The following is a 20,739-nucleotide window of genomic DNA, read 5'->3' as shown; positions in this document are numbered from 1 at the left end:
AAACTTGAATATATGGGGGACTGTAATTCATGAAAACGATAAGGATCAAAAAGTCTTTTACACTTTTGCTTGCGACCAGCATGCTCGTCGTATTGGCATTGTCCGGCTGTAGCGGCGGCAAATCAGCGGGAGATGTCGTACCCGGTAACGATGGCGATAACGCTAAATCCGGTTCCTCAGGGGGCCAAGTCACTATAACGCACTACACCATCGATTCCGAGGATCGCACCTTTATTGAAAAGCTGGTTCCGGATTTTGAAGCCCAACATCCGAATATTAAGGTGAAAATCGAGAAAGCTCCTTACGAGCAGTTCGACAGTAAACTCCAAACGCTGATTGCCGGGGGCAAATCGCCTGACGTCACAAGCCATTATGGATACGGCGGTTTTGCGGAGTATTACAACAAAGACATGCTGCTTGATATGAACGACATTATTAAGGAAGACGGATTTAAAGCGTCCGACTACAACATCCCGGATGATCTTATGAAAATCTACACCGTCAAAGACCAAGTCTACGGTATTCCGGTCAACATGTACGTCTCTCTGATGCTCTATAACAAAGACATGTTCGATGCTGCCAACGTTGCTTATCCTCCAAGTGATTACGAGGACAAGAGCTGGACGTTTGACAAAATGGTCGAAGACGCGAAGAAAATGACGCATGTATCCAATGATATTGCCAAAACTCAATATGGCGTTGACTTCACATGGTCCGAGCGCGATATGCGCCCGCTCTATTTCGGAGCAGAACCCTACTCCCAGGATACCTGGACCAACGGCGGCGTACCATCCGAGACTCATTTCGATTCGCCTGAAGTCATCGCAGCCTATAATAAGCTGTTCAACCTGATCTTAAAAGATAAAGTGTCTCCGACAACGGAATGGAGCAAAAGCGTAGCGGGGCAAAACGGCGATGCGTTCGTAACCGGCAAGGTGGGTATGACCGTCAGCGGCTCATGGAGCCTTGCCGGCTCCAATGACTTCCCTTTCAAAGTTGGTGTGGCTGCAGTGCCTGCCGGCGGCAATGACAAGGTCCGCAGCGTGCTGTTCGTCGATCCGCTCTTGATTCTGAAGGGTTCCAAACATCCAAAGGAAGCTTTTGAATGGATCAAGTATCTCGTCAGCGACGAAATTCAGGAAAAATCCATCGACCTGAGCGGTGGCAACCCTCCTGTCAATACGAAGGCAGCCGAAACCTATTACAAGCATTTCGATGGCATCGATGCGGCAGATGTGAAGAAGGTTTACGAAGGCGCTGTGGAATACGGATTTGAATCCTATAACCACCTGATCACCCACTATTCTCAGATCAATGACATGTTCATCAATGAGATGCAGCCGATCGATACCGGACACAACACCGTTGAAGAAGTGATGCCGACGATTCAGAAAAAGGTCATGGAAATTATCAAACGTTAACGCTAGACATTGTGCCGTCCTGCAAGGGGCGGTGCATCTATCAAATTAGCTTCGCGGCTAAGCCTCCGTACATGTATACTAATGTTAAGTCAATATAAAGTACGGAAAATCTGCCGCAAGGAGAATAAACAATGAAGGTTAGTATATTTGATGTTGCAAAGAAATCAGGGCTGTCCGTCGTAACGGTCTCACGCGTCTTAAACGGTGCCGAATCCGTGCGAGAGAAAAATAGGCAAAAGGTTCTGGAAGCCATCAAGGAGCTCGATTACCATCCCAACGCTGCTGCGCGGAGTTTAGCTCGCGGTAAAACAGGAATCGTCGGTTTGATCATGACCACTCTTCAGGATTCCTTCTTTGATACCGTCGTTAAAGAGCTGAACGAGGTGCTTGCACTTCACGGCTATTTTCTTGCCGTCTCGGTCTCTACCGGCATTGGCTCCGATGAAACCCATTACCTGATCCAGGAGGACCGGGTAGACGGACTTATTCTGCTCTCGCCGATGGAAGAGGATAACTACATTGTAGAACTGAAGCGGCGCAATATTCCTTATGTCCTAATCGACAATCAGAAGCCGGAGAATGATACTTTTTCGGTAACGATCGATAACTACAAAGGTGGCTATGCCGCTACGAAGCATCTGCTTGATCTCGGCCATACCTCCATCGCGCACTTAAGCGGACAAAACATGTTCCGCAGTACGAGAGAGCGTCGCAGCGGTTTCCTGCAGGCACTTAAGGAAAAAGATCTGGCTCCATTTGAAATGATCACGGGCGATTTCGAAATCGATTTTGGTTATGACATCTGCCGCAAATGGCTGCGTGAGGGACGCCTGCCTTCCGCGGTGTTCGCGGGCGATGACCATATCGCGCTTGGGGTCGTGAACGCCCTCATGGAAGAAGGCATCAAGGTGCCTGAACAGGTAGCTATCGTCGGCTATGACGATCAATATATTTCATCCAAGCTGCACCCCCATCTGACAACGGTCCGGCAGCCTGCCGACCGCATTGGGGTCGCCGCTGCCGATATGCTGTTGAAACGCATGGACGGTACGATGAAACGCGGGGCTAATGTAAGGATCGATCCTGAACTCATCGTGAGAGAATCTACTGGATCACCAACAAAAGGTACGACCGGATAAAAAAATATAACCTTATATATAGGAGTGACGACCATTGGCTTACTACTTGGGAATCGATGGGGGAGGAACAAAAACATACGCCCTGCTGACCGATGACTTCGGCAATGTGCTTGGCAAAGGCGTGGGCGGCAACGGTAATCACCAGATTGACCGCGCCTTGGCCGCACAAAGCATACGGGAAGCTGCAGAAGGAGCTCTAAACGAAGCAGGACTGCGGATTCACGAAATCTCGCACACCTATTTCGGACTTGCAGGCGCAGATCGGGAGGTAGATTACCGAATCCTGCACCCTCTGGTTCAAGGAATCGGATTCACCCAGAATTACTCGATTAACTGTGATACGATGATCGGTCTGCGCGCAGGCACGAACCGACCTTACGGGGTCGCACTGATCTGCGGCACAGGCACCAACTCTGCAGGCCGTAATCCGGCAGGAGAACATGTGCAGGTCGGCGGTTTTGATTATATGTACGGTGATTTCGGCGGTGGTGGTTCCCTCAATATTGAGGTGTTCCGCTCTGTCATCCGTTCTTGGGACGGTCGTGAGCAGCCAACGCTCCTAACTCCCCTGCTGCTGAACTTCCTTGGATATGACAGTGTCAGCGACATGTTCGATGACTTTCAGGATCACGGCAAGCATGTGCCTGTCCATGCAGCGAAGCTGCTATTTGAAGCGGCTGCAGAGGACGATGCTGTAGCTCTGGAAATTCTGAACCGCCAGGGCGTCGAGATTGGCAAATCAGCCGCTGCGGTGATCCACAAACTTGGAATGGAAAAGGACACTTTTGACGTAATACTTGCAGGAAGTCTGCTAACAAGGGGAGATCGTGGATGGATTCGCAGCCAAGTTGAACAGACTGTTACAACCCTCGCTCCGAATGCGACCATCGTAACGTTGGCAACCGAGCCTGTTGTCGGTGCCTTATGGTCTGCTATGGATGCGAGCGGACATGCGGTAAGCCAGGATGTATATAACAAAATGAGGGCCTTCCGTGACTTCGAACATATTAAGCAAACAACAAGATAAACGTCTATAAACACTGTCATCATAAAAAATTCTTAAAAGACTGGAGTGTGCAAAATGGCATATGAACAAGGGCTAAAAATAGCGGTAATCGGCGGTGGATCTTCCTATACTCCGGAGCTCGTTGAGGGGTTCATCCTCCATCATGCCGAGCTTCCTGTACGAGAGCTGTGGTTGGTAGATATTGAGCCGGGAGAGCGCAAACTGAATATTGTCGGCAACTTGGCCAAACGCATGGTGGAGAAATCGGGTCTGCCGATTGAAGTTCATTTGACGTTCGACCGCCGCGAAGCCATCAAGGGTGCGGACTTCGTCAGCACTCAAATGCGTGTCGGTATGCTTGACGCCCGTGGCCGCGATGAATCCATTCCCCTGAAATACGGCGTGATCGGTCAGGAAACCACTGGTCCCGGAGGCATGATGAAGGCGCTGCGGACGATTCCGGTCCTGCTTGATATCTGCCGTGATATTGAAGAACTCGCTCCTAATGCCTGGCTGCTGAACTTTACGAATCCGGCGGGTATGGTCACAGAAGCCATTCTGAAGTATTCCAACGTGAAAAGCATTGGTCTCTGTAATGCACCGATCGGCCTAATCAAGCAAACCTCGGCCAAATACGGCGTAGAAGCGGACCGCATCTATGCCGAGTTTGTTGGCCTGAACCATCTCCACTGGATTACGCGTATTGATGTGAACGGAGAAGACAAACTGGATGACATGTTGGCCGATACGGCCGGTTACAGCGCGAAGAACGTGCCTGCACGGGAGTGGAATCCAGAATTCCTGCAATCCCTGCATGCCCTGCCTTCTTACTATCTGAAATACTTTTATATGACCGATGCCATGCTCGAAGAGCAGCTTGAATCCTTACAAAAAGGCGGCAACCGTGCGGAAGTGGTTAAACGCGTCGAAGAAGAACTTTTCGAACTTTACAATGACCCGGACCTGAAAGATAAACCGAAACAGCTGGAACAGCGGGGGGGCGCCTTCTATTCCGAAGCAGCCGTGAACCTGATGCGCTCACTCTACAACGGAACGAATGACATTCAGACGTTGAACGTAGCCAATCAAGGTATCATTGATTTCCTGCCAGACGATGCCAGCATTGAAGTCAACTGCGTGGTCACCAAAACCGGTCCACTGCCCCTACCGTTGACCAAGGTTCCCCCAATGGCAGTTGGACTGATCCATGCGGTTAAAACCTATGAGCGCCTCGCCATCGATGCTGCCGTGACCGGCGATCGTGGATTGGCCATACAAGCATTGGCTCATCATCCTCTGGTTCCTTCGGTCGAAGTGGCGATTCAGATGCTGGATGAAATGCTCGAAGCCAACAAGGAATATTTGCCGCAGTTCTTTACTGAATCTGCAACTAATGCATAATTCGGCTGTCATCCATTCGTCCGGATACCATAAGAAAAACGTCTATCGACGTACTTTCACATTAAACGAAACCGCCATATCCCAGGATTTCCTGAGATATGGCGGTTTGTCGTTTCTAGGCATTTGCCATCTATAAGGCTTTCTTAATTCAATCATTAAATACATTCTCCTAGCTCTCTTTCCATAAAAAAAGCAGGCCGGGAGCTAATCTCCCGGCCTGCTTGCATATGAGCAATCATCGGATTATAAGTTGCTTAGTATGTCCACCAGTTGCCGGACATCACGATCATAGAGAACAGCTTGATGCTATCTTCATAGTAGCCTTCATTGGAGCTGCCGGCCGTTTTGGTCCAGACGGAATTCAGCCAGTTTTGGTTCACGGACGAGGTCATAGCACTGACACCAAACGGTGCATAGAACGCGCCGCTGCCGCCGGAACCTGTAACCGTGCCGTTGAGTTTATAACCATCCTTTACGTTGCTAGGATTACCGCTTACTTTGGCTGAGATCCAGCTATTCATTTGATTGAGCTGATTGAGTGCCCGGCTGTCACCAGTCATCAGGTAATCCGTTGTGATCCGCCAAGGCGTACGACACGAGTTGTAATCGTAGCTGCCATCGTTCGCCCCTTCCAGAAAATCGGCTGAAGCTGGCTTGTACGTCGATCCCGACAGAACGACGAAGTCTGGAAGCAATCCGGTTGATGAGCTGTACCCGTTGTATAAGGAGTTGACAATGGTATAGGTTTTGTCGATCACGTTCGCCCATCTGGCATCACCCGTTGCCGCCTGGAACGCCCTCAAGTGATTCAGCATAAAGTCCGATGGACGGGTAGCATTTTTGAACGTGTTGTCTGTTGCCCAGTCGCCAAGACGCAGCGTCCATTGGGACTGATTCACGTCACTTTGCATGATGGCATTGATGATGTCCTTGCCGGCCTGAAGGTAGTTGATACTGCCGCTGCTACCCCACTGCTTGTCCGCAAGCAGGAGCGAATAAGCAATGTCCATGTCTCCATCCGTGGCCGAGTCGGCGCCTTCAATGTTCTGGAAGCTGCTGTTTTGTTTCCATGCCATCAATTTCGAATTGTTGGCGCTCGGATGCGCTTTATAATATTGATAAAGTCCGTCGAAATAGGTCTGCGCATTGCCGTCATAACCGGCCATTATAACCGTTGCCAGCATTCCGTACCCGTGTGCCTCAGATACGGTATCCCCGTTGGACTGATACTTTACATAATACTTGCCTGTGCCCGCCGTTTTCAGATAAGCCGATTTCCAGCTGTCCCATTTCGCTTTCACAGAGCTGTCCATCGCACTTTGAGTAACATGGTTAGGCTTGATCGAGCCGCTGGTATATGTCGTGTGCTGCGGGAACGGCTTGTTTGGAGCGGCGAAAGCAAAGCTCGCCGGAATCAGAAGAAAAGCGAGACAACACATCATAACAGCCTTGCTGCTAAACGAAAATCCCCTATTTTTTCTCATAAATTTACGCTCCTTTTAGGTCCAAATGGGTTTTGATCCATGACATAACCTTTAAGCCTAAAATTCAATACAGCATCTTGATGGAGAAACAATGATTCGATACTGGCGAGACACAATCACCTCCACCTTAAAGTTAAAGCGCTTTAACTTTTAAAACGCTTACATTTATTTTAATTGTTCTTCTAATATTTGTAAATATATATTTCTGAGATTGAATCTAAAGTCCTGATTCGACATTTTAGCAAATATCACCGTGTTCTTTCCCTAATTAATATCAAGTCTTCATTCACTCACGTATGGATGACTACTCCCTTCTTCACAGGCATACAAAAATCCCCTCAAGCTTCCAGTGCTTGAGGGGATTTTAACGATCTCTTTTTTCACTATTGTCTACCATGAGGGGAGAATACCAAGCTCCCATAAAAGGAGCTTTGATTCTTTTATTTTCGTACCACTGTATATCCTTTATCTTTCAGCAACTTCACGATCCCATGATCGCCCAAGTAGTGCGCTGCACCAACCACGATGAAGTACTCTTCACCCTTGCCGTTTTTCAGGTAACCATCGATCTTATCAGCCATTCCAACATTACGGTCAATGAGCATCGCTTTGTTGTATTCTTCATCATCAGAGAAACTGTTCGTCAGCTCCAGCAGTTGTTCGTCATTCCCTGTCTTCCACATTTCGGCCATTTGATTCACGCTGTCATCCAACACATCGAAATTGTCCAAAGTAGCTTTTAACGTTTTCTCTTGCAGCTCCTTAGAGAAGTCATTGAACATTCCCAATTGAGATTCATAGGACTCCAACTCGATCACCGGAAGTTTGCGCTCGATTGCCTTCTGTATGAAGTACAGATCAACCCCCGCAGAAGCTTCATAGCCCGCTTTCATAGACTTCAGACTGGCTAACGTGCTCTCTACTACCCAAGGCTTAAAGGTATCCAGTGCATTCGGTTCCAATCCACTTTGCTTCAAAATATCGCCCAGTTGAGTATACGTCTCGCTGGAGATGTGATCTTTCAGTGTTGTGCCATCCTGATACGAGCCCAGATCCAGAACAATCTTCTGCTGCGCTTCTTCAGCCGCTTTGCTGATATCGATCTCTACGCCTAGGTAATCCGCCTCGGCAAAGGCTTCTTCAAAATCCTTACGCAATGGATAAAAGCTTTCATCCGCAATATGCATAGAACCTACCAGGTACACGGTGTTACCGTTGCTTTCGACTTCCCACATGAAGCCACGTCCACCGGTTTGAACAGTTTCTGTTTCGCCACCTTTGGAAACCAGCAGCACTGTGCGTGCAGCAGCATCCCAACGGACCTCATAACCAGTTGCATCCCCTACAATGCGAATCGGCGCATATGTTACGCCATTAATACGTGTAAGCTTGCTCTTCAAAGTAATCGTCTTGCCGTTAACGACGGCTGTGATCGTATCACCTGTTGCTGTCGTCAGCTTCACGTCCATTGCGTCCAGCGTGGAGCGCAGCGGCACAAGTGTTGTTCCTTTATCGTTAATCGGTGCACCCGTCGTGTATTCAACCGTTTCGTCATTCACCTTTACCGATGTCTCTTGCGGAGAGGCCATAGCCGGTACTGCGGATGCGAGCAAACCGACCGAAATAGTTAGAGACAAGAGAATGCGTTTCCAGTTTTTCATATTATGTATTCTCCTTTAAGCAATATAGTAGTTTGAATAAGGATATTTGGATTATTACGAATTAAGCAGAGAAGATGCTCCTCTCTATTGCATAGCACCTTCTCTGCTTTAATTACTCAAGCCAATTTCGTTCTGGATCATGAAGGTTCTATTGAACCACTAATTTAAAATTTAATACTCACTCGTTCGTAAACTTGGATCAGATTTTATATGCCTTCATCGCTTTGAACAATTCCTTGAACGTTGGGCGTTTACCATACATCAGCACACCTGTACGATAGATTTTCGCTGCCAGCCAGCCGAAGATCATAATCGATACCACGAGAATGGCCAGGGACGTCCAGATCTGCCAGGTTGGCGCAACGCCTGCCCCGATCCGTACCAGAATTGCCGTTGGCGATGTGAACGGGATGAAGCTTGCTACTTTCAACAACAGGATGTTCGGTGTAGCAATACTGAAGATCGCGATATAGAAGGATACCAGGGACAACATCGTAATCGGCAATACGGCCTGACCCAGTTCTTCTGTACGACTCACCATCGAACCAATGGCCGCGAACATCACCGCATACAGGAAGTAACCCAGAATGTAGAAGATGAGTCCATATACAATGACTGCGACGTTCACATCACTCAGATTCATATTGAAATCGCTCAATACATCACGGTTATGCGGTAACAGCATATTACCAGCAACTACTGCACCGAAAATACCGATTTGCAATAGACCTACCATGAAAATACCGATAATTTTACCAAACATCTGACTGAGCGGAGATACACTCGTAATCAAAATCTCCATAATACGCGAGCTCTTCTCGGCCGTAATCTCGGAAGCAATCATATTACCTGTCATCATCGTTGATGTGAACAACAGGATAATCAGCAGGTAGACAACCACGTAGTTGATGCCACTCATGGTACCTTCCGACCCCGCAGCAGCTCCGCTTTGGTCAGAATCAAGGCTTTGCTCTGTCAGTTTTACCGGCGTACTGATGAGCTGTTTTTGTTCCGCCGTGAGTGTATCCTTCACCACCACATCCAGCTTCACAATTTGCAGCGCAGCTTCAATAGGTGCTATAACCTGCGGGGAAATATCTTCGCTTGAGTACAAGACCGGCTGTGGGAAATCTTGCCCCGCAACAGGTTCGAACTTCAGGTACCCATCCAAAAGCTCCGACTCCACATCGGCTTTGAGTGCCGCTTCATCTTTACTCGCGTCGTTAACAAAACGATACGTCTGGTTGCCTTGTGCGGAGGAGTATGTCTCCAGCTTCTCGGCTACCTCCGTTTGTCCGGTGCTCAGCAGACCGATATTTACCGGATTCGTGCTCGAGCCTCCACCGATGGGACCACCATTAAATAAAGTAATGAAATATGGAATATTGAGTCCAATCGTAATTAAAACTGCAAGTACAATGGTCGTGACCATGAAAGACTTCGTTTTCACTTTGTTTTTGAACGTAAATCCGATAATCGTCCCCATTTTATTCATTCGACTCACCTACCTCACGAATAAAGATTTGGTTAAGCGTTGGTTCCTTGATTTCAAAATGTTCAACGGTCGTCTGAGCCATGGCTGCTCTCAGAATTTCCTGAGCTGCTTCCATCTGACCAATATGGATCAGGTATCCACGCTCATTTTGCTCTACCTTTTTCACACCAGGCAACTGTTCCAGACCGCCCACATTACCCGTAGTGCTCAGGAATACATGCTCACGTGGATAACGGCTCTTGATCTCTTTAATCTCTCCTTGCACAACGGTATTGGAGCGATGCAGAATTGTTATCTGACGACATAATTCTTCAACGTGCTCCATGCGGTGTGTCGAGAACAGAATGGCTGTGCCTTCGTCACGCAACTCCTTCACCGTGGATTTCAGTAACTCCACGTTCACCGGATCGAGTCCGCTGAAGGCTTCATCCAGAATGAGAATTTGCGGTCTGTGGACCACTGCGGCAATAAAGCCCATCTTTTGCTGATTCCCTTTGGATAGTTCCTCAATCTTTTTGTCGTAATACTCCGGCACTTCGAATCGGTCCAACCAATACTTCAGGCTCTGATCCGCATCCTTTCCATTCATGCCGCGCAGACGGGCCAGATAGTTGATCTGTTCACTAACCTTTACCTTTGGGTACAAACCGCGCTCTTCCGGAAGATATCCCATAATCTGCTGCAATTCTGTGCTATAGGGTTTGCCGTTGTACTGGATATTTCCGCCGTCCGGGTGAATCAGCCCAAGCACCATACGCATCGTTGTTGTTTTACCAGCACCGTTGGCTCCGAGCAGACCGTAAATCTCCCCCTCTTTTACATTAAGCGTCACACCATTAACTGCCGTTTTGTCTGCATATTGCTTGACTACCTGCTTCAATTCCAATCGGTTCATCATTTATCGTCTCCCTTCGGTTATTTCCACTGTACGGGTGCATACCCGGCAATCCAGAATGCCAAGACTTCATCCAATTCCAAGTTACGGATCTTCAATACCCGGTTATTTGCCAGCTCCAGCCTTTCCTGCGCTTCGCTGACCCGGGTTGTTATGACACGAACCAGTCCTCTCTCTTCAGAAGAAGATTCCACAACCCCAGGGATACTCTCTGGTCGTAAATCTCCTTCATACCAGACTTCTTTCCACTGATCGAGCACCATATCTTTCTCGGCCATCCCCAGCGACTGACCACGGTGCATCAATACGATGTAATCTGCGAGCCTTTTGACTTCATCCGCAATATGTGTGGCAATCAGAATCGTGGTGTCTCCCTCAGCCATGAAGGTACGGAACTGGTCGACCATTACTTTCCAGGCAAAGGGGTCCAGACCTGATGAAGGCTCATCCAAAAGCAATAGTCTTGGGCGAGCTGCGATTGCAGCAGCGATCTCGAATTTCCGTCGTTCTCCCTTGGACATCTTGTTCAGCTTCACATCAACAGGTACTTCCATATCGTGAATCAGTTGGTTGAACAACTTCATATCCCAACGCGGGTACCAGTAGGCTCGAAAATCAGCTGCTTCCTGTGCAGTAATCCGGTTCTCTTCGAGCCCAGCGTTGTCAGCCACAAAACCGATCTGTTGTCTCAGTTCAATGGGAAGAGGCCCCTCATGTTCCTTCCCAAACCATATAATCTGCCCTGCATCAGGCAGTACCAATTGTTGTAACATGTTAAGAAGTGTGCTTTTACCTGAACCGTTATGACCGAGAATAGCAACTACATACCCTTCCGGGATGGTCAGATCGATTGGGCCAATAACTCTGCGTTTTCGCATTTTGGATACGCCGTTCAACTGAACTGCTATGGGCTCCATGTATGAATCACTCCCTCACTTCGAGTAAACTGCCTTGAGGACTTCCCGGAACAGACTCTCCAGTTCTTCTTCCGTACATCCCACCGATTTTCCGGACTGCACCGCTGCCTGCATCGCTTCATGCGCGGCCTTCAATCTATAATTTTCTCTGTCGCCGGCTTCTACCTGGGCCACAAATGTACCCGTCCCCTGCTTCGTACGAAGCAGCCCTTCATTCTCCAGATCCTGATAGACCCGTCTAACCGTTATAACACTGCAATTCAGTGATCCGGCGAATTCGCGAATGGACGGCAAATGTGTTCCCTCCCCCAACTGACCCGTAACAATTAACGATCTTAACTGATTTTCAATTTGGTGATATAAAGGTTCAGCGCTATTTTCATTAATTTGAATGGGTATTTTCACATCTTGCACCTCGCCCTCCGGTACACTCCAGTCTGTTACCTGTCCGTGCCGGTTTCATCCTGTATTCATTCTTGCGTTCATCCCTCATACCGTTAACTCAAATCCCGAATGGAAAGTTTCTTCAGCGTCAATCGACTGAAAAGCCATAATCCCGCTATGCCAGCCACCAAAGCAACCCACATAATCGGGGAAAGCAGCCCCCATGATTTACTCACATCAATTACAATCGAAAATCCGTAACTGCCCGACGTTCGGATCAGCAAGGATATGATGATCGTAAGTGGCAAGAACAACGAACTGAGAAGCAAATATTTTTTACCACTGTACAGAAACTCTCCGTAAATATATAAGCCTGTCATGAGAAGTCCGTAACCTGTACAAGTTATGCCAAAGGCCAGGTACTGATCCCACCGGAACCCTTCCTCGTGCAACCCGACCACATACAGTGATCCATAGAAAAAGATACCATTATACGTAAACGCCATCAGAGACTGCTGAAGTCTCGACCACATCACTGTCTCATTTGGAATGGGAAGTCTGCGATAGTAGGCCAGCATCTGTGTATAGGAATCCTCCTGTATGTAACGGAAAGATCGTCTGCTGAACACGAATCCCTGAAATGGCACCATGATCAAAAAGAAAGTATCTACAACAGGATTAATGAAATCTGTCTTCTGTTGTCCTAATAACATCACACCACTCATGCCACCCGTGTATATCATAAAAATTGCAGTCCACAGCCATTGGAGCCTATCCTTGTTCATCTCACTACGGGTCAACCACCACGCCTGCTTCCATGCGCTCATATCATTGCCTGCCTTTCCATCTGTCATTGGAACACCTTGCTCACTGTATCTACTGTATATATCAATATACACAGTATATAGACCACTCCCTATTCCCGTCAACCCCTTATTTTCCTGAATCAGGGAGAAGGAATGGGATTCATGTCAGAGTTACGATAAAATAAAACTTGATTCTAAACGTACAGTGGTTCATTGTAAATTCATTCATTCTTATATACATAGAAAGGGTTGATTCACCTATGGATTGGCTAGTTGAGATCGGGTTTGTGCTCCTGTTCCTTATCGTGGTCATCTGGCTCATTGTTCGCGATGAACCCAAACGGCATTCTGCCAAAAAAGGCAGACATCGTGTGCGTCATAACAACGGCTACACCGACTCATCTCCGGCATACCCGGTCATTACCACCAATGATGACTCCTATACTCATCATTCCAAACACACTCACGAGCACAAGCATTATGATGGTGATTCTTTTTCGGAATCTAATCACCATCACAACAGCGATAGCGGAAGCAGCAACGACAGTGGTGGGGATAGCGGTGGTGGGGACAGTGGCGGCGGTGGTGGAGATTAAAATAACTCCTCAAACCAAAAAAAGAGCTGTATCCGATATTGTGCAAACACAATTCGGAACAGCTCTTTCCTATTTCCCGGCACCTGAATACTGAAGAGGTATAATCCTTAAACGAGGTTGTAGCCACTCGGCAGAGTCCGATTACTACGGATCGTACGAATCTCAGCCAGAGTCAATCGCTGATTGGTGGAGATCAGGGATTCCACATCATTGCCACGGATCAGATCATCCAAATCTCTCAAATTGGTGTTCCCACGAAAGACGCGGAATCCGCCTTGAAAGTTAGGTCTCGTAAACACAACCAATGTTGCATTTGAACTTGTCGAGAAGAAACGCAGGCTCTCTACCCCACCCAGAATGTTATCCAGATTACGGAGAGCCGTGTTGCCACGGTATACCCTGCTTCTTCCACGATAATCCTCTTCTGAATACACCGTGAGACGTGGATACGTTTGACTTACATGGACTGTTTTTTTCATTTGTTTTCCCCCTCTCGATCTCATTCTATGAATGAATGCGAGAGGATGCTTGGACCAATCAACGGATCGATTCATCCATTTTCATATTTTCAAAGAATTTAATTCATCGCATTAAACACCCAGGATGACTTCCCATACCGGACGAGTGTGTCCACCAGGATACAGCAGGTACAACAGAACGTATACAATAACGCCTGTGATGGCACTGCTAAACCAGATCATGGATGTGAATCGCCCCCAGCGGCGATGTGTCTTGAATTTCTTTTTGAACCCAAGCACCAAAGTGGAAATCCCGAAGACCGCTGCCACCGTGGCGAGGATAATATGAAAGATAAGAAATATTCGATAGAAGATCTCCATCTCCGGGTCCCCACCCCAAGCTGTATTCCCGACAAAGATGGTACGAGACGTATATATGACAAAGAACAGCAGCGCAGCAATGGCCCCTGCAATCATCGCGGTTTGGTGCGCCTCCCGTTTGCCACGGATAATTAGCACCCAGCCAATTCCAACCAGCACCGCGCTAATCACAATGAAAGAAGTACTGATCGTGGGTAGCAGAAAATACATATCCATCGTGTGTTTCCCCCTCTTGTCCAAACAAAACTTGTGTTATTTCGCTGCAGGATTAAGCGGTCCTCCCCTATTCTCTACAGGGTAGGGATCATCATCATCTTCCCGTTTTTCCTTGCGGTACCATTGGAAAAAGACATACGCCAGCATGGAGACGAAGATGCCTTCCTGTATGAATTTCATCAAAATACCGCCCACCTGCTGATCCTCCTTGGCAGAGGACAGAAAGTTGAAGAACGCCGGCCCACCGAATGATCGCAGCAATGCCGTGGAATCGCCGGATACACAATACCGCATTGCCTCAGCCCATACGGCAGGATTGCTGTAGGTCGCATACAACGGTTCGGAAGCAAAAATAATCAGTCCACAAGCTGGTGTCAGAAGCACCATGTTCAGAAAAATAAATCCAATCTTGGACAGCCCCGATGCTTGTCTTCCTTCCGGCAACGGATTGAGCAGCGTCCACCACATCAGCATAGATGTAATAAAAAGTACAATGTAATACAAACGGTGAACCGTAAAATTTAACATTACGTAATCATGTACTACTGGCAGATGATATAACGAGAACAATCCGTTAAACAGCACAGCCGCCACGATTGGATGAGCCAAAAAAGATAACTGCCGTGTCGGCAGCCACCGGATGATCCCACGCCATACCCAAAGGGGCAATCCCTTCATCAGTAACGGTGGCGCTACCAGATAGGACAGAGCCATACTCACCATATGGAAGCTGAACATCACATGCCCCAGCAGATTGAATGGCCCCGCTTGTGCAAGATACAACACCGTAAGCCCTGTGATAAACATCATTTTCTGTGCAGCCGTGGCCTGATCTGCCCCCTTGATCCGCTCACTGAAAGGACCAACGAGCACCAGATAAGCTGCGGCAATGAGCAGAAACAACGCCAGAATAAGTGGACTCCATAAATCGTTGAAACTAAAATATTGCAACCCGAGCATACGGGAGACCTCCCCGTGACCTGATTTGGTTGTTGCCTGAATCCATTGACGGATTGGTTCGCCTAAAAGGGGAAAAGACGGCGACACTGCGCCGCCGCCATCTCTTTTACCACCAAACCCAATAGAGTGCCATAATGATGCACGTAAAAGCTACGAAAAATCCGAAGCACATGAACAGGATCGGCATCAAATGCCCTTTATCCTTCAAGTGCATCCAGTAACCGAGCTGTACAAACACCTGCAGGATCGCCATAACCACCAATATAATAATGGTAAAGGTCGTATTGACTCCTCCCGCGGCAGCAGCCGCGAACGCAATTAGCGTCAGGATAATCGAGAAGATAAAAACAACGACGTGTTTCTGTGGACCTTCCGCCCGGTGACGATGCTTCACAGGCTGCTGATCACTCTTATCCTGTACCGACATGTGTTACCCCACCTTTCCGAGCAGGTACACGACCGTAAAGATAAACACCCAGACCACGTCAATAAAGTGCCAGTACATTGCGGAGACGTATACTTTAGGTGCAGTTACGACCGTTAATCCTTTTCTGAACAGTTGCCCAATAATGAGCCCGATCCACATAATACCAAATGCAACGTGCGCTCCGTGGAACCCAACCAGCGTATAGAATGCTGAACTGAATGCACTTGTGGTCATGCCGAACTCTTTATGTTTCACATATTCATAGAACTCGTAGATTTCCAGACCGAGGAATCCGAGACCCAGTACAACGGTAATGCCAAGCCAGAGAGCAAGAGCATTGCGCTTGCCCTTATGCATAGCCTGGATGGCAAATACACTTGTCAAACTGCTGACCAAGAGAATAAAGGTTGCGGCAGCCACGAGTGGCAGATGAAACAATTCATTCGCCGTCGGTCCGTCATTCGTTTGGCCACGGAGGGCCAAAAAGGTTGCGAAGAGGGTTCCGAACAATACGGTCTCGCCGCCAAGGAACAACCAGAAGCCAATAAGCTTGTTGCGCCCTTCCAGCGTTGCTTTCTCCGGCTCATGCGGCAATTTGCCGTTTACCGGTTCAGCATGTGAAGTTGTCATGTTCTAACCCCCTTCTCATCCTGATCCTCCGGTTCAATATGCCAGCCATGATCATCGTAGAGTGACCGCAGCGCCATTGCACCAAATGTAATCAGAAGGCCAATAATGACTACAATATAATTGTTAAACAATCCGTTCATAAACGCATTCCCAAAATCATCTTTGCTGAACATGAGACCAAGTCCGGCAATGAATATACCGACGGACATAACAAACGGCAGTGGAGTCGCTGACGGCATATGGATCGAACCTACAGGTTCGGCCGGTGTCATCTCCGTATGTCCTGCCATCTTTTCTTTCCAATACGCATCAATTCCACGTACCAGAGGCGTCTGCTTAAAGTTGTATTCCGGCGGTGGAGATGGAATCGACCATTCCAACGTACGGCCATCTTCCCACGGATCATTCGGTGCGTCTGCTGGTTTTCTCGTTGTGATCACGATGTTCACGAGGAACATGATAACCCCAACACCCATCAGGAATGCACCAACCGAGCTGACCAGGTTAAGCAGGTCGAAATCCTGATTCGGCAAATATGTAACGATCCGGCGCTGCATCCCCATCAAACCAAGGAAATGCTGTACAAAGAACGTTAGTTGGAAACCGATCATAAACGTCCAGAACGTCCATTTCCCGAGCGTTTCGCTCAGGACACGACCGAACATCTTCGGCCACCAGTAATGTAGTCCGGAGAACAAACCTAGCACCAATCCACCAACGATAACGTAATGGAAGTGAGCCACAACAAAGTACGTATCATGGAACTGGAAATCCGCAGGCGCAGAGGCCAGCATGACACCAGTTACCCCGCCCATAACGAAGGTTGGAACGAATCCAACAGCAAACAGGTTTGCCGCTGTAAAACGGATCTGTCCGCCCCACATCGTAAAGAGCCAGTTAAATATTTTGATCCCTGTTGGTACAGCAATCAGCATGGTTGAGATCGAGAACAATGCATTGGCGACTGTCCCCAGACCTGTCGTAAACATGTGATGCGCCCATACCATGAATCCCAGAAAGGCAATCAGGATGGTTGCAAATACCATGGAGCTGTAACCGAACAATCTTTTACGTGCAAAGGTTGGAATAACCTCTGAGATAATACCAAATGCCGGCAAAATGAGAATGTATACTTCAGGGTGCCCGAAGATCCAGAAGATATGCTGCCAGAGTACCGGGTTACCGCCACCTGCAACATCGAAGAAATTCGCCCCCAGTATGCGGTCAAACGTTAACAGTACAAGTCCTACCGTAATGGCAGGGAATGCAAAAAGAATAATGGCTGATGTAATAAATGTGGTCCAGGTAAACATCGGCATCCGCATATAGGACATTCCCGGCGCGCGCATCGTAATGATGGTCGCGAGAAAGTTAATGCCCCCGATGAGTGTCCCTAGACCGGCGATCTGGAGTCCTATCGTGTAGAAATCCACACCGTGCGTCCCACTGTACTCGCTGCCAGAGAGTGGCGTATACGAAGTCCAGCCGGCATCCGGTGCCCCTCCCATCAACCAACTCAGGTTCAAGAGCAGTCCACCAAACAGGAACGTCCAGAAACCAAGCGCGTTAACAAAAGGGAAAGCAACGTCCCGTGCCCCAATCTGCAAAGGCACAACGGCATTCATAACGGCAAAAATAATAGGCATGACACCAAGAAATATCATTGTTGTTCCGTGCATCGTAATCAATTCGTTGAAGACCTGCGCCGACACAAAATCATTCATCGGTTTCATGAGCTGAATCCGAATCAAAATGGCTTCAATGCCGCCGATTCCAAAGAAAAACCCACCTGCAATTAAGTAGAGCACGGCGATTTTTTTGTGATCGACGGTGGTAATCCAATCCATCAAGCCCCTATACCGCTTGACGCTATGAGCATGAGCCAAGGTTGTGTACCCCCTTCTTCGTCCTTGCTGTTCTATTCATAGTCCAATTTGTAGTTGGCCAAATATTCGGCAATTCCGTCGATTTCTTCATCTGTGAGTCCAAGGTCTTTCGGATTAGGCATCGTATTGCCTGGCTTCACGGATTGTGGATCATGGAGCCATTCTTTCATGTTGTCCAGCACCGGATTACCGTCTTCCTGGCCTTCGCCCTGGTTCAGCAGAATACCTGCCACGGATTGCTTGCCACCGATACCTGTAAGGTTAGGCGCAACTGGCCCGCCCTGATCCCCAACTGCATGGCAAGAAAGGCAGTTCGTTTTGAACTTCTCAGCCAATTGGGTATCTTCCGGAAGTACCGCCGGAGCTTTCATTTCATTGACCCATTTGTCAAAGGATTCCTGGCTGACCGCTTTTACCTTGAATTCCATGAAGGCATGTGATCTGCCGCATAATTCAGCACATTTACCTCGGTAAACGCCTTCATTTGGCGCCGAGAAGCTGAACTTGTTAAGCGTTCCATCCGGGTTTGTGTCCATTTTACCCGCAAGTGACGGCACCCAGAAGGAGTGAAGCACGTCAGCGGTTTTCAATTCGAATGCGATTTTCTTTCCGGTCGGGATGATGAGGTCTTGAGCGGTGGTTACGTCATATTGAGGATAAGTGAATTCCCACCAGTACTGATGCGAGGTGACTTTGACCTGAATTGCATTTTTGTCGTTGGACAGATCTTCGCCTTGGGCAAAAATCGTTTTTACCGTCGGTACTGCCAGAACGATAACAAGCAACAACGGAATGGCTGTCCATATTACTTCCAGCTTGAAATTGCCTTCAACCTGTTCGGGCATCTCATTCTGCCCGGCTCGTCTGCGAAACCGGATCAACACATACGCAGCAATAGCAAATACAATGATGAGCACCACGATCATAATCGTAATGGACAGCTTCATCAGATCATATTGGCCTTGCGCCACAGGACCCTGAGGTTTCATTACCGACAAGTCTTCCCGCCCGCATGCGGATAGCAGCAAAGAGAACACCGCCAGCAAGGGGAGAATTCGCTTTGCAACCTGCCACTGTTTCATCATTGATCTACCCCACTTTTTTAACATTTTCGTAGATTGCCGTTGTCGCCCGAAATAAACTCATTCAGTCCATTTCAGGACGATACACGTAATCCTGTCCGACATACAGAATGCTTACAAAAATAACGCTTCCACCACTCCCGTCATTTCCTGCTAAGGGCATGTCTGCGCATTCTTCCAATTCATTCTATATGGTTCAATCACTTATTAAATATAAGTTGAGGGTATGATTTTGTCAATCTTTGGACACATGTTCACAAATTGTTCACTTTATGTAAAAAACCGCACCACAACTTGATTTGCAAACGATTTCAGTTAAAGATATTAGTCTCTACATTTGAAAATTTTTGCCAAATTTCGGTGATAAAACAAGATTTTTTGGCGATTTTTCTCACATTGAAAACATGCAGTATTATGCAAAAAAGAAAAGCAAGCATCAGATTGTCTCTCTTACAACTACTGGAAGCCGCAGTAAAGCCCCATACCGCTCCCTTTTAGAACCAAACGGCATGGAGCCTGAACCTATTGAACATCCCGGAAGCCATTACGCACTCTCTTACCAGCTTTCCATAGATACAGCGTCTAAGTCCCGTCAGTTAGTATAAGAGGACCATCACTTGTTATGGCTACCGTATGCTCATACTGAACGCCCCAGCTTCCATCCACTGTTCTCACCGTCCAGCCATCCTCATCCCATACAACCGCTCCAGAGCTGCCTTTTGTAAATATGGGCTCAATCGTAATGACCATGCCCTCTGTCAGCATCATGCCCGTCCTGCGTTTCCCGTAAGGGAGGACGTTCGGGGGTTCATGGATGTATTGACCAATCCCATGACCAATAAGAGGTTTCACAATCCCGTAACGATACAGCCTTGCTGTCCGTTCAATCGCGTTACCGATATCCCCCAGCGTATTTCCTGGCACTGCCTGTGCTATCGCCTTATGAAGCGCCCTTTCCGTTCGATTCATTAGTTTGCGTATGGACCTGCGTTGTTCACCGATCCCATACGTCCATGCAGAATCGGCAAGCCAGCCGTCTTTGTTCACCACCATATCAATAGTCACCACATCCCCTTCGGCCAGTTTCCGGTCATTAGGGAAGCCGTGGCAAACCACCTCATTAACTGAAGCGCATGTAGCGTAAGGATAACCTTTGTACCCTTTTTGCTCCGGTGTAGCTCCTCTTTCAGCTAGAAAAGCCTCCACCCGTTCGTCAATATCTCCTGTCGTTACACCGGGGGCCAGCCACTTTTCAATATACTCGTGACAGCTTCGCAGGATTCGCCCCGCTTCCCGCATGTAGCCAATCTCTTCTTTTGTTTTTAAAATAGGGTCCACTTGCATTCATCCTTCCTGCCATATCTGTACTTCCATGTATATGCAGTAGGAACGAAACAAAGCCCCCAAAAGTAGAGGGATAGCTTGCCGGCTTATTGTGTTTACTTTAGGTGAACGGTTTACACATTGGAAATATATACATATCGTTTTCCAATC

At 47.9% G+C, this 20,739-nt stretch carries 20 protein-coding genes; 5 read left to right on the top strand and 15 right to left on the bottom strand.

What is annotated here, in order from left to right; translation table 11 throughout:
- The first annotated feature begins 29 nt into the window (after positions 1–29).
- The 4 genes from AC3ITG_RS03080 (at position 30) to AC3ITG_RS03065 (ending at position 4,967) form a co-directional block, all read left to right on the top strand.
- Positions 30–1,421 (top strand): ABC transporter substrate-binding protein, encoded by a 1,392-nt coding sequence (locus tag AC3ITG_RS03080; RefSeq protein WP_413374999.1) that lies wholly within the window; start codon positions 30–32, stop codon positions 1,419–1,421.
- 131 nt (positions 1,422–1,552) lie between these two features.
- On the top strand, positions 1,553–2,560 hold the full coding sequence (locus AC3ITG_RS03075; protein ID WP_063567785.1) for a LacI family DNA-binding transcriptional regulator: 1,008 nt from the start codon (positions 1,553–1,555) through the stop codon (positions 2,558–2,560).
- 34 nt (positions 2,561–2,594) lie between these two features.
- A complete protein-coding gene (locus tag AC3ITG_RS03070) occupies positions 2,595–3,587 on the top strand; it encodes an N-acetylglucosamine kinase (protein ID WP_489252760.1) in 993 nt (330 codons plus the stop codon).
- A gap of 54 nt (positions 3,588–3,641) precedes the next feature.
- Positions 3,642–4,967 (top strand): 6-phospho-beta-glucosidase, encoded by a 1,326-nt coding sequence (locus tag AC3ITG_RS03065; RefSeq protein WP_489252759.1) that lies wholly within the window; start codon positions 3,642–3,644, stop codon positions 4,965–4,967.
- Between the two features lie 254 nt (positions 4,968–5,221).
- Here the strand turns inward: AC3ITG_RS03065 and AC3ITG_RS03060 are convergent, their stop codons facing one another.
- From AC3ITG_RS03060 to AC3ITG_RS03030, 7 genes are all read right to left on the bottom strand, one after another.
- Entirely contained in the window at positions 5,222–6,451 is a 1,230-nt protein-coding gene (locus AC3ITG_RS03060; RefSeq protein ID WP_489252758.1) for a family 8 glycosyl hydrolase, read from the bottom strand.
- Between the two features lie 440 nt (positions 6,452–6,891).
- The gene (locus AC3ITG_RS03055) at positions 6,892–8,112 is read right to left on the bottom strand and encodes a TraB/GumN family protein (RefSeq protein ID WP_489252757.1); all 1,221 of its coding nucleotides are present in this window, start codon (positions 8,110–8,112) and stop codon (positions 6,892–6,894) included.
- Positions 8,113–8,311: 199 nt separating this feature from the next.
- On the bottom strand, positions 8,312–9,607 hold the full coding sequence (locus tag AC3ITG_RS03050) for an ABC transporter permease (protein ID WP_489252756.1): 1,296 nt from the start codon (positions 9,605–9,607) through the stop codon (positions 8,312–8,314).
- Entirely contained in the window at positions 9,600–10,502 is a 903-nt protein-coding gene (locus tag AC3ITG_RS03045; protein ID WP_024632126.1) for an ABC transporter ATP-binding protein, read from the bottom strand. Before AC3ITG_RS03045 ends, AC3ITG_RS03050 begins: the two co-directional genes overlap by 8 nt.
- Positions 10,503–10,522: 20 nt before the next feature.
- On the bottom strand, positions 10,523–11,419 hold the full coding sequence (locus AC3ITG_RS03040) for an ATP-binding cassette domain-containing protein (RefSeq protein WP_163758903.1): 897 nt from the start codon (positions 11,417–11,419) through the stop codon (positions 10,523–10,525).
- A 15-nt stretch (positions 11,420–11,434) separates the two neighbouring features.
- Positions 11,435–11,824 (bottom strand): GntR family transcriptional regulator, encoded by a 390-nt coding sequence (locus AC3ITG_RS03035; protein WP_489252755.1) that lies wholly within the window; start codon positions 11,822–11,824, stop codon positions 11,435–11,437.
- A 92-nt stretch (positions 11,825–11,916) separates the two neighbouring features.
- Positions 11,917–12,630, bottom strand: a complete 714-nt coding sequence (locus tag AC3ITG_RS03030; RefSeq protein ID WP_489252754.1) for a hypothetical protein — start codon at positions 12,628–12,630, stop codon at positions 11,917–11,919.
- Between the two features lie 239 nt (positions 12,631–12,869).
- On the opposite strand from AC3ITG_RS03030, the gene AC3ITG_RS03025 reads away from it, so the two are divergent.
- A complete protein-coding gene (locus tag AC3ITG_RS03025) occupies positions 12,870–13,205 on the top strand; it encodes a hypothetical protein (RefSeq protein ID WP_489252753.1) in 336 nt (111 codons plus the stop codon).
- Positions 13,206–13,312: 107 nt separating this feature from the next.
- On the opposite strand, the gene AC3ITG_RS03020 is transcribed toward AC3ITG_RS03025, so the two are convergent.
- The 8 genes from AC3ITG_RS03020 to map all read right to left on the bottom strand — a co-directional run bounded on the left by AC3ITG_RS03020 (position 13,313) and on the right by map (position 20,589).
- Entirely contained in the window at positions 13,313–13,684 is a 372-nt protein-coding gene (locus AC3ITG_RS03020; protein ID WP_489252752.1) for a hypothetical protein, read from the bottom strand.
- Positions 13,685–13,795: 111 nt separating this feature from the next.
- Positions 13,796–14,260, bottom strand: a complete 465-nt coding sequence (locus AC3ITG_RS03015; protein WP_413374979.1) for a DUF420 domain-containing protein — start codon at positions 14,258–14,260, stop codon at positions 13,796–13,798.
- 36 nt (positions 14,261–14,296) lie between these two features.
- On the bottom strand, positions 14,297–15,220 hold the full coding sequence (gene ctaG, locus AC3ITG_RS03010; RefSeq protein WP_489252751.1) for a cytochrome c oxidase assembly factor CtaG: 924 nt from the start codon (positions 15,218–15,220) through the stop codon (positions 14,297–14,299).
- Positions 15,221–15,326: 106 nt separating this feature from the next.
- Positions 15,327–15,647: a cytochrome C oxidase subunit IV family protein gene (locus AC3ITG_RS03005; protein ID WP_163758917.1), complete on the bottom strand. Its 321-nt coding sequence runs from the start codon at positions 15,645–15,647 to the stop codon at positions 15,327–15,329.
- 3 nt (positions 15,648–15,650) lie between these two features.
- Entirely contained in the window at positions 15,651–16,277 is a 627-nt protein-coding gene (locus tag AC3ITG_RS03000; RefSeq protein WP_062326294.1) for a cytochrome (ubi)quinol oxidase subunit III, read from the bottom strand.
- Positions 16,274–18,124, bottom strand: a complete 1,851-nt coding sequence (gene ctaD, locus AC3ITG_RS02995) for a cytochrome c oxidase subunit I (protein ID WP_373561767.1) — start codon at positions 18,122–18,124, stop codon at positions 16,274–16,276. The genes AC3ITG_RS03000 and ctaD overlap by 4 nt, the downstream gene beginning before the upstream one ends.
- Positions 18,125–18,195: 71 nt before the next feature.
- Complete coding sequence (gene coxB / locus AC3ITG_RS02990; protein WP_079348831.1) at positions 18,196–19,248, bottom strand: cytochrome c oxidase subunit II; 1,053 nt, start codon at positions 19,246–19,248, stop codon at positions 18,196–18,198.
- A 579-nt stretch (positions 19,249–19,827) separates the two neighbouring features.
- Positions 19,828–20,589, bottom strand: a complete 762-nt coding sequence (gene map, locus AC3ITG_RS02985) for a type I methionyl aminopeptidase (protein ID WP_413374976.1) — start codon at positions 20,587–20,589, stop codon at positions 19,828–19,830.
- Between the last annotated feature and the right edge of the window lie 150 nt (positions 20,590–20,739).

This window comes from Paenibacillus sp. GL_099_B (assembly GCF_057835695.1).
The sequence above is the reverse complement of the archived record's forward strand: the minus strand, read 5'-3'. Positions and strand labels throughout refer to the sequence as shown.